We start from the raw sequence: 14,578 nt of genomic DNA on the forward strand, positions 1-14,578 counted from the left end.
GATCCGAGCTATCAAGAATCGTTATATCCCCTCTCGAATTTTCGCGGTTCCAAGAGAAGCGGGCGGCGCTGATGATGATGGCAGCATCAATACCGTGGGAGCCTGCCTTGACCATTGACCGGGATTTTCTGGAAGACTTGAGAACGCGCTTCGGCAGCGCGGCAGGCGGAGAGATGGAAGATCCGCACTTCCGCGCCGTGGCGGCGAGCGTATTCAAGGACGGCGACAGCCGCAAATGGCCCTTCGCCGATCCCGCGACCTTTCTGGATGCCCGTTTCATCGAGAACGGCTTGCAGCCCGAGGTGCTTGAGGCGCTTGACGTGGCTTTGATCGGCGTGCCGATGGATCTCGGCGTCACCAATCGCGCCGGCGCACGGCTGGGGCCGCGGGCCGTCCGGGCGATCGAGCGTATCGGTCCCTACGAACATGTTCTGCGTGTCGCGCCGATGGGAGGGCTAAAGGTCGCCGATGTCGGCGACGTGCCGATGCGCAGCCGGTTCGGCCTGGCCGAGTGCCATGCCGACATCGAGGCCTGCTACCGGATGATCGCGGCAACCGGGGTCATCCCGCTGTCGGTCGGCGGCGACCATTCGATCTCCGGCGCCATCCTCAAGGGCCTGGCGGCCAGCCAGCCGGTAGGCATGATCCACATCGACGCTCATTGCGACACCGCCGGTCCTTATGAGGGCTCGAAGTTCCATCACGGCGCGCCCTTCCGCGAGGCGGTTCTGGCGGGCGTGCTCGATCCGAAGCGTACGATCCAGATCGGCATCCGTGGCGGCGGCGAATATCTCTGGGAGTTCTCCTTTGCCTCCGGCATGACCGTCATTCACGCCGAAGAGGTGGCGGAGATGGGGCTCAAGGCGGTGATCACAAAGGCTCTGGAGGTTGTCGGCACCGGTCCGACCTATCTCAGTTTCGACGTGGACAGCCTCGATCCGGCCTTCGCTCCGGGAACCGGCACGCCGGAAGTCGGCGGGCTTCAGCCGAGGGAGGCCCTGACCCTGCTGCGCGGCTTCAAAGGCATCAACCTCGTCGGCGGTGACGTCGTGGAAATCGCGCCGCAATACGACAACACCACCAACACCGCGCAGATCGCCGCCCAGGTCCTGTTCGAACTCCTGTGCCTCGCGACGTTCAGTCCCGCGGTCAGGACAAAGCTGACCTGAGAACCAGCTCCACAACGGCAGCGGGCCTCGCGCCCGCTGCCATCCATCACCTGTCGCACAACACGTCTCAAAAAGGGGAACGACATGACTGCTCTTATGAAATTGCGCTACACCGCCACCGCGGCAATTGCCGTATTCGGCATCCTGGCAGGGGCCGCGCAGGCCGACGAACTAGCCGATATCAAAGCCGCAGGCGAGATCAACATCGGCATCTTCTCCGATTTCCCGCCCTTCTCTTCGGCAAGCGCCGATATGAGCATCAAGGGCTATGACGTCGACGTCGCCCAGAAGATCGCCGACGGGCTCGGCGTGAAACTCAATCTGGTCAGCGTTACCGGCCAGAACAGGATCGCCTACCTGAACGACGACCGCGTCGACCTGCTGATGAGCGTCGGCTATTCGAAGGAGCGCGCCGAGGTTATCGATTTTGCCGCCCCGTACGCCCCTTACTATATCGCCGTCATCGGTCCGGCGGCGCTGAAGGTGAGCGGCAAGGAAGACCTCGCCGACAAGAGCGTTGCCGTCAATCGTGGGACGCTCGAAGACACCTCGCTGACGGCCGTCGCCCCCGGTTCGGCTGCGATCCAGCGTTTCGAGAACTATAATTCGGTCATCCAGGCCTTCATATCCGGCCAGACCCAGTTGATGGTCGTCGGCAACGATGTCGGTGCGCAGGTTCTGGCACGACAGGACGAGCTGAAGCCGGAGCAGAAGTTCCAGCTCCTCAGCTCCCCCTCGCACATCGCGCTCCGCAAGGGCGAGGAAGGCCTGAAGAAGGTCGTCAACGACAGCGTCGCCGCAATGATCTCCAATGGTTCGCTCGACGCAAGCTCGAAGAGCTGGCTGAAAACGCCGCTCAACCCTGAAAACCTGAAGGACTGACGAGCACGGCCTCCCACTCACCAGAGCGTGATGCCGAAAACTGCAGGCGATTGCGGTGGCATCATGCTCCAATTCTTTGCTTGAGAGGCGGATCGGGATTTCGGGCCGACCCGGCCCGGATCATCCGGCTCCAAAGGACAAGCGATGAGATACAGCCTCGATTTCAATTGGCTTTGGGACGGAATGGGAGCTCTGGCTTATGGCGCAGGCACGACGCTTGCACTGACGGTCTCCACATCGGTCCTCGGGATCGTTCTCAGCATTCTCGGCGCGGCCGCGCGCCGGGGACCTTATCCATGGTTGCGCAAGCTCGTCGGGCTGTATGTGGAAATCATGCGCAATACGCCATTCCTGGTGCAGCTGTTCTTCATCTTCTTTGGCTTGCCTAGCCTCGGCATTCGCCTCGATCCGATCACTGCCGCCGTCCTTGCCATGACCCTCAACATGGCGGCCTACACGATCGAGGTGGTCGGGGCCGGGCTCGATGCCATACCGAGAGGCCAGAAGGAGGCGGCGCAGGCACTCGGCCTCAGGCCTCGGCTGGTGTTCTTCAAGATCATCCTGCCGCAAGCGATCGCCATCATCTTTCCGGCGCTGACGAGCCAGATCATCATCATGATGCTGGAATCGGCGGTGGTTTCGCAAATATCCGTCCGCGAGCTGGCGCAGGAGGCCGATCTGCTTCAGTCGCGCACCTTCCGCTCCTTCGAGACCTATCTGGTGGCGACGTTGATCTACCTTTCGATGTCCGCCGCACTTCGCCGGCTCCTTTTCGCCGGGAAGCGCCGTTTTCTGGGAGCCGGTCTGGCATGATTGAGTTCACCTTCTGGGACATTCTGCGCAATCTTGTCTTCGCGACACGCTGGACCCTGCTGCTTTCGCTCGCAGCCTTTGCCGGCGGCGCCATCGTTGGCCTGGCGATCCTGTCTGCGCGGATATCGAAAACACGCTGGCCGCGCAGCTTCGCGTCCGGCTACATTGCCCTGTTTCAGGGAACGCCGCTTCTGATGCAGCTGTTTTTGATGTTTTTCGGCCTGCCGATGCTCGGCTTCCGGATCGAGTCATGGACCGCCGCCGTTTGCGGCCTGACGTTCTACGCCAGCGCTTATCTTGCCGAAATCTGGCGGAGCGGCGTCGAGGCGGTGCCGCGCGGGCAATGGGACGCCGCAGCCAGCCTGGGCTTGCATCGTCTCCTCGAACTTCGCCTTATCATCCTGCCGCAGGCTTTCCGGATCACCCGCGCGCCGACCGTCGGGTTCTTGGTCCAGTTGATCAAGAGCACCGCACTGGCCTCGATCCTCGGCTTCGACGAACTGCTGAAAACCGCGAACGCCATCAACAACGCGACCTTCGAACCTTTCAAGGTCTACGGTCTCGTCGCGCTGATCTTCTTCGCCCTGTGCTATCCGCTGACGCAATACGCCAGATTTCTGGAGAAGAAAGCGGCGTTTGGCTGAGCGGTGCCGAGTTGCTCCGCATTCCGATCGCAACGGAGTGTCCAAAGGGCCGATGCCGGTTGAAAGCGGGTACGCCGCGCAGCGGCGACGCGGCTCTCGTTCAATCACAGAGAATTCGCTTTATCCAGCAGTCAGAACTTACCGGGAGATCGCTTCAATGACCGACACACAAATCCGTATTCTCGATGCCCGGACAACGGGCGAGCTTCTCCCTTTCGGCGCGCTGGTTGCGACCCTGCGGCAAGCATTTGCCGAAGGCTGTGTGGTGCCGGTACGGCATCACCACACGATAGCCAATAGCGGCGAACCGGATGCGACGCTGCTTCTGATGCCGGCCTGGCATGAAACGCACCGGTCGGAGCGCTACCTTGGCATCAAGATCGTCACCGTCTTTCCCGGCAACACGGTGCGCGGCATTCCCGGTTTGACCTCGACTTATATGCTCTACGATGGCCGGACCGGGATGCAGCTTGCGCTCCTTGACGGAAACACGATCACGGCGCGCCGCACGGTAGCGGCATCGGCCCTTGCCGCGGATTATCTTGCTCGAAAGGACGCCCGCCGTCTGCTGGTGATCGGCGCAGGCCGCGTCGCGAGCCTCATACCCGATGCCTACCGCGCCGTCCGGCCGATCGCGCATGTCGATATCTGGGATATCGATCCAGCCAGCGCCGAACGGCTGGCGCAGAGCCTCCGGCAACAGGGGCTCCAGGCCGCTGCCGTCACGGATCTGGAAGCCGCGGTGCGGCAAGCCGATATCGTCAGCGCAGCGACGCTGGCGACAGCACCGCTTATCCGCGGCAAATGGCTGCGGCCGGGCACCCATGTCGATCTGATCGGCGGCTTCACCCCGGCGATGCGCGAGGCCGATGACGAGGCGCTTCGGCGTTCCTCGGTCTATATCGACACCCACGAAGCCCTTCACGAGGCAGGCGATCTGGTTCAGCCGATCAGGGGTGGCGTCATTGCTGCAGATGCGGTGCGTGCGACACTTGACGAGCTGTGTCGCCGGGATGTTCCAGCGCGGACGTCCAACGATGAGATCACTCTCTACAAGGCCGTCGGAACGGCGTTGGCTGATCTTGCCGCCGCGACAATGGTGTATGAAGCCGTTTTGATCGCCGGCTGACGTCTTTGGGGCGAAGGGGAAGCAACGGGCCGGCGCTGATATTCGTGCGGTATAACGCTTGGTGTGCCATAGTCGGGTAAGCCCCTTGTGCAATCCGATATAGACCCACAGTGATTACAAATCCGCCGCGCATCGAAATCCAGCAACTGGCCCATTTCGTGCTGGCCTGTCAGAGCCCGACGCTGGCAGAGACCGCGCGCGAGCTTGGGATTGCTCCTTCAGCGCTGACATCAAGTCTGCGTACTTTAGAAAATGAACTTCAACTCAAGCTCTTCATTCGGAAAAGCGGTCACCTCAGCCCGTTACCGGCAGCCTTCTGGCTGTTTCAGCAGGCAACGGCCATCCTTCATCGCGAAAGGTTCGTGCGTCGGATGCGGAATGGGGACACGGACCATCTTCGCATCGATATTCGTCTCGATCTCAGTTTTTCCATCGGCCGGTTTTCGAAGGCGATCGGACGCACCATCGAAGATTTGGAACGGGAGCGGCCCGACCTGCTGATCGACGTGCTGTTTGCAGACGGGCGAGGAAAATCCCTTGTTGACGACGAGGCTGCGGAAATCCCGGGCTATACGGGTTCGATGGAAATCCAAGTCGGCTATATGACCGGCGTGCCATCTGCGAACCTGCCTACGATGACGCCCTTTTACGATGAGGTCTGGTTTTCCGTCGGAACGGCGGAAGCCGCGGTTGATCTTCGCTCCCCCAATCAAAAATTTGTCGTTTTGAAAATGCGTCAGGCACTTCGCGATGCCGTCACCCGATATGCTGACGAGCATGGCATCCGCGACCGCATGATCCTGATGGATGAGGAGCCGGCAGACCTTCATCGGCTGCTCAATGAGTTTCCGCAGATGCGGTTCCTGATGCCCCGCAGTATGGTCGCCGACCGGCTCGGACTTGCGCGCCTGCATCTGGAGCCCCTCGATCCGCCGTTGTCGAGCACCTTGGGCGTGCGCGCAAACGGGCCGGACCAGGAGGTCGTGTCCGCCCTGCTTTGTCGCCTCAAGAAAAATCTGGAGGCAACGGAGGCCAATATCGTATTTCGACCGCAGTTGACGGCACGTCAATTGCACTACTTCAACCTTGCGCATCTCAGCGGAGGTATTTCGGCGGCGGCGCGTGCGGCGCATATCACGCAACCTTCCGTTTCGACTCAGATTCAGAAGATCGAGGCAATTGTCGGGCAACCCCTGTTCGACCGGCGGCGCAACGGTGCCGAGAGCACGAAGGCCGGCAAGGCATTGCTTCCCTTCACCCTGGAGATCGAGGAGCGCATCGATAGCCTCCTTAGGGCCAGTCTGGATATTGCCGCCCACACACAGGCGACCATCTCGATCGGCATGCTGCCGAGTTCGGGGCATGATAGCGTCATGACGGACAAGGTGGCGCAGGCGCTGACGGCAACCCGCCTTGGCCATCCCGAATACCGGCTGAGAATCGTCGAAGGTTCCAACGCCGCGCTTCACGACCAGGTGCGCGCGGGAGAGCTCAATCTGGCCATTGTCGGTGCCGTCCAGACGCAGATGACCCGGATCCATCTCGGGCCGAGCGAGCGCCTGTCGGTCGTTGCCAATCCGGCCTTGGACCTTGCCGGCCGAACGGAGATTCCACTGGCCGAAGTTTGCGGATTTCCGCTGGTTCTCGGAATCAAGCATCTCAGTATCCATCAGGCGTTCATGGCAGCCGCCAGCGCGCGGCATCTGCGTGTCGAGCCGGTCATGGACGTCGGTTCCCTGCCATTGGCCATCGCCATGGTCCGCCGTTTGCCGGTCTGTACGGTCCTGCCGGTGTCCTCAGTCCAGCAGGACATCGGCAGCGGGCGCCTCACCGCGGCACCGATTACGGAAGACGTCATCGCCGGAAACCTCTCGGTGATTTTCTCCGGCGAAAGGACGCTGTCCGAGGCCGAACGGACGATGATCCAGTCACTCGTTGCCGTCTTCGGCCGACAGGCGTGATCTAAAAACATATCGTGTCGAATCGCGCCATGCGCGGAGCATTCTGATTTTCCTATCCTCCAATTCATGATTTTCAAGCTACCCAGCCTCCGGCCTGCGGCTGATACTTGGCGCATCAAACAGCTCGGAAATGACTTTCACAGGATTGCCGGATGAATGATCACCCTGATCCGCTTGAAAACGCGGCCATCACATCCGGGACGGCCGGCGCTGCAATGCCACGCAGCGAAAGCGATCAGTCGTGTCGGGGCATTCTTCGGGAGCTCGACCGTCGCGGTCGGCTGCTGGTGATTTCGGAGGAAGTCGACCCGATCCACGACGTATCGGCCATTCTTTCCATAGTCGATGAAAAGGCCGCGGTGCGGCTCGACTGCATCAAAGGTCACGACATGCCGATCTTCGGCAACATCCTGTCGGATCTCGATCGGGTCGCCCTGGCGCTTGACGTCGCGAAAGGCGATATCCAGGAAAAGCTGCTGTCCTCGATCGCGTCTCCGGTGCCGCCAGTCTTCGTGGACGATGCGCCGGTACAGCAACTGCTATTCCAGGACGATATCCTGACCCGGCTTCCAGTCCCGACATTCTTTTCCAAGGAGACCGGTCCCTACATTACCGCGGGTCTGATCGTGGCGCGCGACCCTGAAACGGGCCTGGGCAACGCGTCCTATGCCCGTATCAAGGTGCTTGGTCCGAACGAGGCGATGATCGGAATTGCACCGAACCATCATCTCGCCATCATGGCCCGCAAGGCGGGCGCCAAAGGCGAGCCGCTCCCCTTCGCCGTCGTCCTCGGCGCGCATCCAGCCATTCAGCTTGCCGCCTGCTTCTATCTAGGGCTTGGTGACGATGAAATGCACTGCGCCGGATCGCTGCTCGGCGAGCCGGTGCGGCTTGCCCGCTGCAAGTCGGTCGATCTTGCCGTGCCTGCAGAGGCGGAGATCGTGCTCGAAGGTCATATTCATATCGACGAGCCGATCCTCGAAGGGTTGGTCTCGGAATATCACGGCATGTACGAGGATTACGGTTCCGGGGTGCGCGTCAGATTTGAATGCATGACTTGCCGCTCCGACGCGATGTTGCAGGTGATCGAGCCCGGTTACCACATGGAGCACCTTTATCTCGGCGCGGTGCCGATCGCTGCCAGCCTCAAGGCCGTCATACGGCGGTCCGTTCTCAATGTCGGCGAGGTTGCCGTCACCGCCTCCGGCAGCGGACGGAACAACGTGGTCGTGCAGATCGATGCGCCCCGCCCGGGACAGGCACGCCGCATCATGTCGATCTGCTGGGGTGCGGTCAGCATCGTCAAGAACATCACGATCGTCGACAGCGATGTCGACCCTTGGGATCTCGATGCCGTCGAATTGGCAAAGATGACGCGCATGCGCGCGGAGCGCGACATTCTCATCGTCACGGACCTTCCGGCAGACCGGTCCGAGCCTCAGGAAGACGCCGGCGTGATCACCAAGGTCGGTTACGACGCCACGATGAAGGCGGGTGACCGAAGGGAAGGGTTCGACAAGGCGCTTCCGCCGCCGGATTCCTACGAACGGATGCGCCAGCTGCTGTTGCGCACCAAGCCGGAGATGCTGATTTGAGGCGATTGATCATCGGCATATCAGGGGCTTCCGGTGCAATCTACGGACTGCGTGCGCTGGAGATGCTGCGGGATTTCGACGATGTCGAGACGCATCTCGTCATATCGCCCTCGGCGATCCGCACGGCACTGGCCGAAGGGACGGGAAAGACCGCCGACGAAATCCGTGGCCTCGCCGACCGGGTCTACAGCCACGGCGATATCGGCGCCTCGATCGCCTCCGGCTCCTTCCGGTGCGACGGCATGCTGGTTGCGCCATGCTCGATCAAGACGCTGAGCGGGATCGCGCATTGTTATGCGGACGATCTGATCGTGCGCGCCGCCGATGTCTGCCTGAAGGAACGCCGCCGGCTGGTGCTGATGGTGCGGGAAACGCCGTTGCATGCGGGCCATATCGCGCTGATGGACCAGGCAACACGCAACGGCGCCGTCATCATGCCGCCGGTGCCGAGCTTTTACACGCTGCCGAAATCAATCGCCGAAATGGTCGACCAGACCGTGGGGCGTGCGCTGGATCAATTCGGGCTTCATCATCCGACGGTCAGGCGCTGGACGGAGGATCATAACGACTGAGCCATGAAGAGCAGCGCTGAAAGCTGCCGGCCCATCATGTCAACCGCATGCAAAACAACGACGCACAATCACTCCCCCAGGGGAACTCAAAAAAAAGGAGATAGAGTGATGTTGTCAGACAATCGTTCCAGAAGGTTGCAGAGCCTGTTCATGCGCGGCGGCGCCGCGTTGCTGTTGTCGCTGATGGCGGCCGCACCCGTGATGCTCGCCGCGTCTCACGCGGGTGCACAGACGGAAAAACCCGTTAGCGGCGGCGCGATGACCATCATCAACGGTTCGGACATCAAGAGCTGGGATCCGGCGATCACCGCCGGCACCTATCCCGGCGGGCCGATGGATGTGCTCGACGCCGTCTACGGCTTTATCGTCTACGTCAACGACAAGGGCGTCGTGACCGGCGGCATGGCCGAAAGCCTGACCAGCACAGACGCCGTGACCTGGACCTTGAAGCTTCGCAAGGACATGAAGTTCACAGACGGGACGCCCTATGATGCGGAAGCCGTCAAATACAATTGGGACCGCGCCGCCGATCCGGCCACACTTTCACCGGCGCAGCCGTTCATATCCTCATGGAACAAGGCGATCACCGTCGTCGATCCGCAGACGCTGACGATCAAGCTGTCCTCCCCGAACGCCAATTTCGCAGCCCAGGTCGCCGAGCTGTGCCCCTTCATCGCCTCGCCGGCAGCATTGAAGGCCGCCAAGGAAAAGACCGACATCAAGCCGGTGGGCGCCGGCGCCTTTACGCTGACCGAGTGGAACCAGGGCATATCGATGACCATGGCCCGCAATCCCGGTTATTGGGATCAGCCGCGCCCCTATCTGGATACGATCAAGTTCGCGATCATTCCCGAAACCAACAGCCGCATCGCCACCGTCGTGCAGGGCGGCGCAACGATGATGGCCGGTTATCCCTATCAGTTCGGCTCGAACGCAACGGCGCCGGGGGTTGCGACCCGCGAGATCCCGATCCGCGGCATCAACCGCGCCTATCTCAACCAGGCCAAGGGTATCTTCACGGATGTTCGCGCCCGCGAGGCCTTCTATTCCGGCATCGACCGCGCGCGGCTGATGCAGGCCTTCACGCAGATGCCCGGATACAAGGCACCCAGCAATTACTTTGGAGAGAATTCGCCCTATTTCGACAGCGCTTCATCTCTTCCGGCCTATGATCCGAAGAAGGCGCAGGAACTGTTCGATGCTCTGAAGGCGGACGGCAAGCCATTCTCGATCAAGATCGTCACCTATACCAATTCGGACCTGAAGCGTCTTGCCGCCTACATCCAGCAGGTGCTGACTGGCTACGAAGGCGCCTCGGCTGAGATCGTCGAGGTCGACCAGGCCTCGCTGATCCAGCGGTGCAAGACGCAGCTCGACTTCGACATCTGCGTCGAAGGCGGGGTGCTGGTGTCGAACGGTGCCGAGCCGAACATTTCCAACCTGCTCAGCTCCGGTGGTGCTTTCAACTGGGGACAGTACAAAAGCGCCGAGATGGACGCTGCATTGAAGGAGGCCAGCTCCACCCTCGACCCTGCTGCTGTCAAAGCCGCCTATGTCAAGGTTCAGAAGCTCGTTGCAACCGAAATGCCGCTCTACATCTTCGGGGAACAGACGCGCTCGCTGCTGCTGCGCAACAATACCGGCGGCGTCGTTCCCTCGAACGGCGGCATCCTGCAAAAGCAGTTCCTCTATGTCTGCACGGATGCCTGCCAGAAATAGCAGGTTCCAGATCACAATGCGCAGGCTCGCCCGGAAGATCCGGGCGGGCAGCGAAGGGCCGGTCGATGGGCTGGACGACCGTACACGCCAGAGACGTTAAGACGACAGAATGAGCCCTGCGATGCGGGGCGATCGGAAAAGGTGGATGACGATGATCGGCAATCGCGAGAAGGTGAAGTTTCGGGACCTGGTTTCCCGCAAGCAGGTGTTCACGCCCTGCGTCTGGGATTGCTACTCCGCCAAGGCGGCGGAAATGGCCGGCTTCGAGGCGATCCTGCTCAGCGGCGCATCATTGGGATTCAGCATGTCCGGCGTGCCGGATCTTGGCCTGCACAATCAGGAGGAATTGGTCTACGCGACCGACCGTATCGCCGATTACTCGCCTTTACCGCTGGTCATCGATGCCGATGACGGCTTCGGCGATGTCGTCCAGACCTTCCGCACCTGTTATCGTCTCGCCAAAGCCGGCGCCGGAGCGATCCTGATCGAGGATACGCCCAATGAACGCGGCTATGCGCGGTTCGGCCGCGCCATGGAGGCGGCGACGCTTGCCGGCAAGGTCGATGGAAACGTGCCGCACGAGGTCGTCTCGCAGGAACTGTGGCTCGCCAAGATCAAGGCCTCGATCGAAGCCTGTCAAGGCAGCGATTGCGTGGTGATAGCGCGCACCGAATCCAAGCTCGAAAAGGGGTTGGACGACGCTATCGAACGCTGCGTGCGCGCCGCAGCACTCGGCGCTGAAATGACCTATGTGCACGGTCTGCGCACGTTGGAGGAATGCCGGAAGGTGGCCAAGGAATTGCCCGGCTGGAAGATGTTCGGCGATGTCGCGACCGTCAACGGCGTGCCCTTCGTGCGGCTCGAGGAAATCGAGGCGCTCGGCTTCAACCTGGTGACCATGCACTATCTCGAGAAGGGATCGATGTATGGCATGATGGATTACGGTCGGCATGTCTTCAAGGACCGCAGCACGCGCTACGCGGACGAGCACAGCATGGGCGGCATGACGCCTGCCGAGCAGAAAGCCTCGCTGGAGCGGGACAGTGGCTGGCTCGATGCTGAGGACAGATGGAAGGCGCTCTGATCCCGGAAGCCGGCCGCTCTGCCGTCTCGTTTTGCGAAATCCGGATGCCGGTCCAGTCCGGCATTGGATGATCCACCTGACAATCGGAGTCCGATCGTTGCGAATTGCCAAACTCTCCTATCTGAAAGCGGTCGGCGTCCGGCTTCTGGCCGGCATTCCGGTCTTCCTGCTGGTCACGTTCTCGGCGACGGCTCTGTCGAGCCTGATGCCGGGGTCGGCCGCGCAGCTGATCCTTGGAGAGAACGCGACGCAGGCGCAGATCGATGCGCTGAACAGCCGTTACGGTTACGATCTGCCGGTCTGGGAGCGTTATCTCGGCTGGCTCGGACGGCTTCTTCAAGGAGATCTCGGACAGACCATGTTCAGCCAGCAGTCCGTGGCAAAACTCCTGGTCGACCGGGCAGCGGTGACGTTCGAGATCGCGCTGCTTGCGATGTTCGTCTCGCTCCTGATCGGCTTGCCGCTGGCCATGTATACGGCCAGCCGTCCGGGCGGCATCGAGGATACGGTGCTGCGGGCGGTCTCCTCGGTCATGCTGTCGATCCCGACTTTCGTCATCGTGGTTCTGCTCGGCTTCGTTTTCGCAATCGTGCTGCGCTGGCTGCCGGCCACCGGCTGGGTTTCCTTCAGCGACGATCCGATCGGCAATCTCTATTACGTCGCCTTGCCGGTCATGTGCCTCAGCGTGCACCAGGCAGCCTATTTCTACAGGGTGAGCCGCAGCGAATTCGTCGCGATCCTCCAGGAGGACTATGTCCTCGTTGCCAGGGCCAAGGGCCTGCCGACGCGCTATATCCTGATGCGCCACGTGCTGCGCCCGGCCTCCCCTCAGGTGCTGACGGTGATGGGCCTGTCGATGACCTATCTGCTCGGCGGTTCCTTCATCGTCGAGAGTTACTTCGCGGTGCCCGGCATCGGCTGGACCGTTCTCAATGCAGTCAGCAGCCACGACCTGCCCGTCATGCAGGCCATCCTCTCGCTGACGGTGGTGATCTTCGTCGTGATCTTCATCCTGGTCGATCTCGGTTACGCGCTTATCGATCCGCGGGTGGACGTGTCATGAGCCGCCTCCAGCCCACAGAGACGGGTCTCGTACCCGGCGAAGCGGTCGCATTGGCGGAGACCTTGAATGCCGCGATGCCGAAGACCGCGCGGTTCCGCATGCCGAGCGGCCATCCGATGGAATGGTTCGCCTTCGTGTTCCTGGCAGTCCTGATCATCTCCTCGGTTTTCGTGGAGTTCATTCCGGGTCTCGTTCGGGCAAGCTTCCCCTATGGCGATTTCTCGCAAGGCCCGGAATGGAGCCTGAACGGCCTGTTCGGAACCGATGCGCTTGGGCGCAGCATCCTGTCCCGCGTGCTCTACGGTGCACGAACGACGCTCGCCATCGTCTCGGTCGCGACGCTGATCTCGCTGGTGATCGGCATGATCCTCGGAATGCTCGCCGGCTTCTATCGCGGCCCGGTCGAGCGAATCGTCGATCTCTATGCCAATTCCATGGCGTCGCTTCCGCCGATCCTCGTCATCCTGGCGCTGATATCGGTGACCGGAAATTCGGTTTTCACGATGATGCTGGCGCTTGGCCTGCTCGACATCGGAACCTACGCACGCATCGCCAAAGGCGGCGTGATTGCTCAGAACGATCGTGATTACGTGTTGGCAGCACGCGCCATGGGCGCGTCGGACATGCGGCTTCTGCTGCGCGAGATCCTGCCCAATCTCGTTCCGGCGTTGACGGCCATCGTTCCGCCGCTGATGGCGGGGCTGATCATCACCGAGGGATCGCTGAGTTTTCTCGGTTACGGCATTCCGGCGCCGGCGCCGAGCTGGGGCGGGATGATCGCCAGCTCGACCGACCTGCTCAGCCGCTTTCCACTGCTGATCTTCGGACCGATCGTCGCCATCGTTCTAACAGTTTACTCGCTCAACACGGTCGGGGATTGTCTGGCCCGTCGCATGAACCATCGCGGCAGGGAACTCTGACATGAATGAAGCGGCGAACACCACCCCGGTCCTCGATTGTCACGATCTCTCCTGTCATTTCAGGTCGCCGCTCGGGCCGATCCGCGTGCTGCATGACGTGAACTTCAGCATCCCGCCGCGCACGACGCTCGGCATCGTCGGGGAATCCGGCGCGGGCAAATCCATGCTGGTCAAGACGATCATGGGCATTGCGCCGGAGGGCATGAAGACCAGCGGCCGTATCCTTGTGGACGGGACTGATCTGTCGACGCTCAACGAGGCGAAACGCCGTGCCTTTCTCGGCCGCAAGTTCGGGATGGTTTTCCAGAACCCGATGACATCCCTCAACCCGTTCGTGCGGGTGGGGCGGCAGATCGAGGAGGCGAGCCGCTTCCATCTGCGGCTCGGAAAGGCGAAGGCGAAGGCGCTCGCGATCGAACTGCTGGCAAGCGTCGGCATTCCCGATGCCGCGGAATGTTACGGGCATTATCCGCATCAGTTTTCGGGCGGCATGAAGCAGAGGATCATGATCGCCACGGCACTTGCCTGCCAGCCGGATCTCTTGATCGCCGACGAGGCGACGACCGCGCTCGACGTGACGGTTCAGAAGGAAATTCTCGATCTGCTGCAGATTATCCAGCAGCGGCGGCAGATGTCGATGATCCTGGTCACGCACAATCTGGGCATCGTCGCGGGACGCACCGACGACATCCTCGTGCTCTATGGCGGGCATGTCGTGGAATACGGCCCGACGGAGACTGTCTTTTCCCGTCCGCGCCATCGCTATACCGAGGCTCTGCTTTCGGCGATGCCGCGCATGGACCAGCCGGCTCATACGAAACTGCGCACGATCCCGGGCCGTCCGCCCGATCTTGCCAACCCCGCGCCCGGATGCCCGTTCGCACCGCGCTGTCCCGCCGCCGAGGCCCGCTGCCATGCTTCGATGCCGCCGATGACCACCAGTGCGGACGGCAAGCATCGCTTCGCCTGCTATGTGCCTGTTCAAACGGGCGATGCAGCCGACACCCCGGTCGAAAGGAGGGCATAG

The 14,578-nt window shown here is 61.6% G+C and carries 13 protein-coding genes; all 13 read left to right on the forward strand.

Annotated features, from left to right (window positions below):
- Positions 1–107: 107 nt before the first annotated feature.
- The 13 genes from speB (at position 108) to RL_RS23025 (ending at position 14,578) form a co-directional block, all read left to right on the forward strand.
- Positions 108–1,169, forward strand: coding sequence for an agmatinase (speB, locus tag RL_RS22965; protein WP_041936498.1), 1,062 nt, complete (start codon positions 108–110; stop codon positions 1,167–1,169).
- 84 nt (positions 1,170–1,253) lie between these two features.
- Positions 1,254–2,051 carry a transporter substrate-binding domain-containing protein gene (locus tag RL_RS22970; protein ID WP_011653826.1) on the forward strand — a complete coding sequence of 266 codons (798 nt, stop codon included), beginning with the start codon at positions 1,254–1,256 and terminating at the stop codon, positions 2,049–2,051.
- A gap of 144 nt (positions 2,052–2,195) precedes the next feature.
- Positions 2,196–2,864: an amino acid ABC transporter permease gene (locus tag RL_RS22975; protein WP_011653827.1), complete on the forward strand. Its 669-nt coding sequence runs from the start codon at positions 2,196–2,198 to the stop codon at positions 2,862–2,864.
- Positions 2,861–3,508, forward strand: coding sequence for an amino acid ABC transporter permease (locus RL_RS22980; protein ID WP_011653828.1), 648 nt, complete (start codon positions 2,861–2,863; stop codon positions 3,506–3,508). Before RL_RS22975 ends, RL_RS22980 begins: the two co-directional genes overlap by 4 nt.
- A gap of 157 nt (positions 3,509–3,665) precedes the next feature.
- Entirely contained in the window at positions 3,666–4,637 is a 972-nt protein-coding gene (locus tag RL_RS22985) for an ornithine cyclodeaminase family protein (protein WP_011653829.1), read from the forward strand.
- A gap of 110 nt (positions 4,638–4,747) precedes the next feature.
- Positions 4,748–6,598, forward strand: a complete 1,851-nt coding sequence (locus tag RL_RS22990) for a LysR family transcriptional regulator (protein WP_028743667.1) — start codon at positions 4,748–4,750, stop codon at positions 6,596–6,598.
- A gap of 152 nt (positions 6,599–6,750) precedes the next feature.
- Positions 6,751–8,193: a UbiD family decarboxylase gene (locus RL_RS22995; protein ID WP_028743668.1), complete on the forward strand. Its 1,443-nt coding sequence runs from the start codon at positions 6,751–6,753 to the stop codon at positions 8,191–8,193.
- On the forward strand, positions 8,190–8,765 hold the full coding sequence (locus tag RL_RS23000; protein ID WP_003543560.1) for a UbiX family flavin prenyltransferase: 576 nt from the start codon (positions 8,190–8,192) through the stop codon (positions 8,763–8,765). The genes RL_RS22995 and RL_RS23000 overlap by 4 nt, the downstream gene beginning before the upstream one ends.
- A 108-nt stretch (positions 8,766–8,873) precedes the next feature.
- Complete coding sequence (locus tag RL_RS23005; RefSeq protein ID WP_011653832.1) at positions 8,874–10,484, forward strand: ABC transporter substrate-binding protein; 1,611 nt, start codon at positions 8,874–8,876, stop codon at positions 10,482–10,484.
- Positions 10,485–10,629: 145 nt separating this feature from the next.
- Complete coding sequence (locus RL_RS23010; protein ID WP_017989680.1) at positions 10,630–11,568, forward strand: isocitrate lyase/PEP mutase family protein; 939 nt, start codon at positions 10,630–10,632, stop codon at positions 11,566–11,568.
- Between the two features lie 67 nt (positions 11,569–11,635).
- Positions 11,636–12,631 carry an ABC transporter permease gene (locus RL_RS23015; protein WP_011653833.1) on the forward strand — a complete coding sequence of 332 codons (996 nt, stop codon included), beginning with the start codon at positions 11,636–11,638 and terminating at the stop codon, positions 12,629–12,631.
- Positions 12,628–13,551, forward strand: a complete 924-nt coding sequence (locus RL_RS23020; protein ID WP_011653834.1) for an ABC transporter permease — start codon at positions 12,628–12,630, stop codon at positions 13,549–13,551. Before RL_RS23015 ends, RL_RS23020 begins: the two co-directional genes overlap by 4 nt.
- Position 13,552: 1 nt before the next feature.
- On the forward strand, positions 13,553–14,578 hold the full coding sequence (locus RL_RS23025) for an ABC transporter ATP-binding protein (protein ID WP_011653835.1): 1,026 nt from the start codon (positions 13,553–13,555) through the stop codon (positions 14,576–14,578).

The organism is Rhizobium johnstonii 3841, assembly GCF_000009265.1.
Lineage (GTDB): Bacteria > Pseudomonadota > Alphaproteobacteria > Rhizobiales > Rhizobiaceae > Rhizobium > Rhizobium acaciae.

What these genes read in the sequence shown, in the direction of transcription:
- RL_RS22970 (WP_011653826.1), top strand. Translation starts at nt 1,254, where the DNA reads ATGACTGCTCTTATGAAATTGCGCTACACCGCCACCGCGGCAATTGCC.
- RL_RS23010 (WP_017989680.1), top strand. Translation starts at nt 10,630, where the DNA reads ATGACGATGATCGGCAATCGCGAGAAGGTGAAGTTTCGGGACCTGGTT.
- RL_RS22980 (WP_011653828.1), top strand. Translation starts at nt 2,861, where the DNA reads ATGATTGAGTTCACCTTCTGGGACATTCTGCGCAATCTTGTCTTCGCG.
- RL_RS23020 (WP_011653834.1), top strand. Translation starts at nt 12,628, where the DNA reads ATGAGCCGCCTCCAGCCCACAGAGACGGGTCTCGTACCCGGCGAAGCG.
- RL_RS22995 (WP_028743668.1), top strand. Translation starts at nt 6,751, where the DNA reads ATGAATGATCACCCTGATCCGCTTGAAAACGCGGCCATCACATCCGGG.
- RL_RS22975 (WP_011653827.1), top strand. Translation starts at nt 2,196, where the DNA reads ATGAGATACAGCCTCGATTTCAATTGGCTTTGGGACGGAATGGGAGCT.
- RL_RS23005 (WP_011653832.1), top strand. Translation starts at nt 8,874, where the DNA reads ATGTTGTCAGACAATCGTTCCAGAAGGTTGCAGAGCCTGTTCATGCGC.
- RL_RS23025 (WP_011653835.1), top strand. Translation starts at nt 13,553, where the DNA reads ATGAATGAAGCGGCGAACACCACCCCGGTCCTCGATTGTCACGATCTC.
- RL_RS22985 (WP_011653829.1), top strand. Translation starts at nt 3,666, where the DNA reads ATGACCGACACACAAATCCGTATTCTCGATGCCCGGACAACGGGCGAG.
- RL_RS23015 (WP_011653833.1), top strand. Translation starts at nt 11,636, where the DNA reads ATGATCCACCTGACAATCGGAGTCCGATCGTTGCGAATTGCCAAACTC.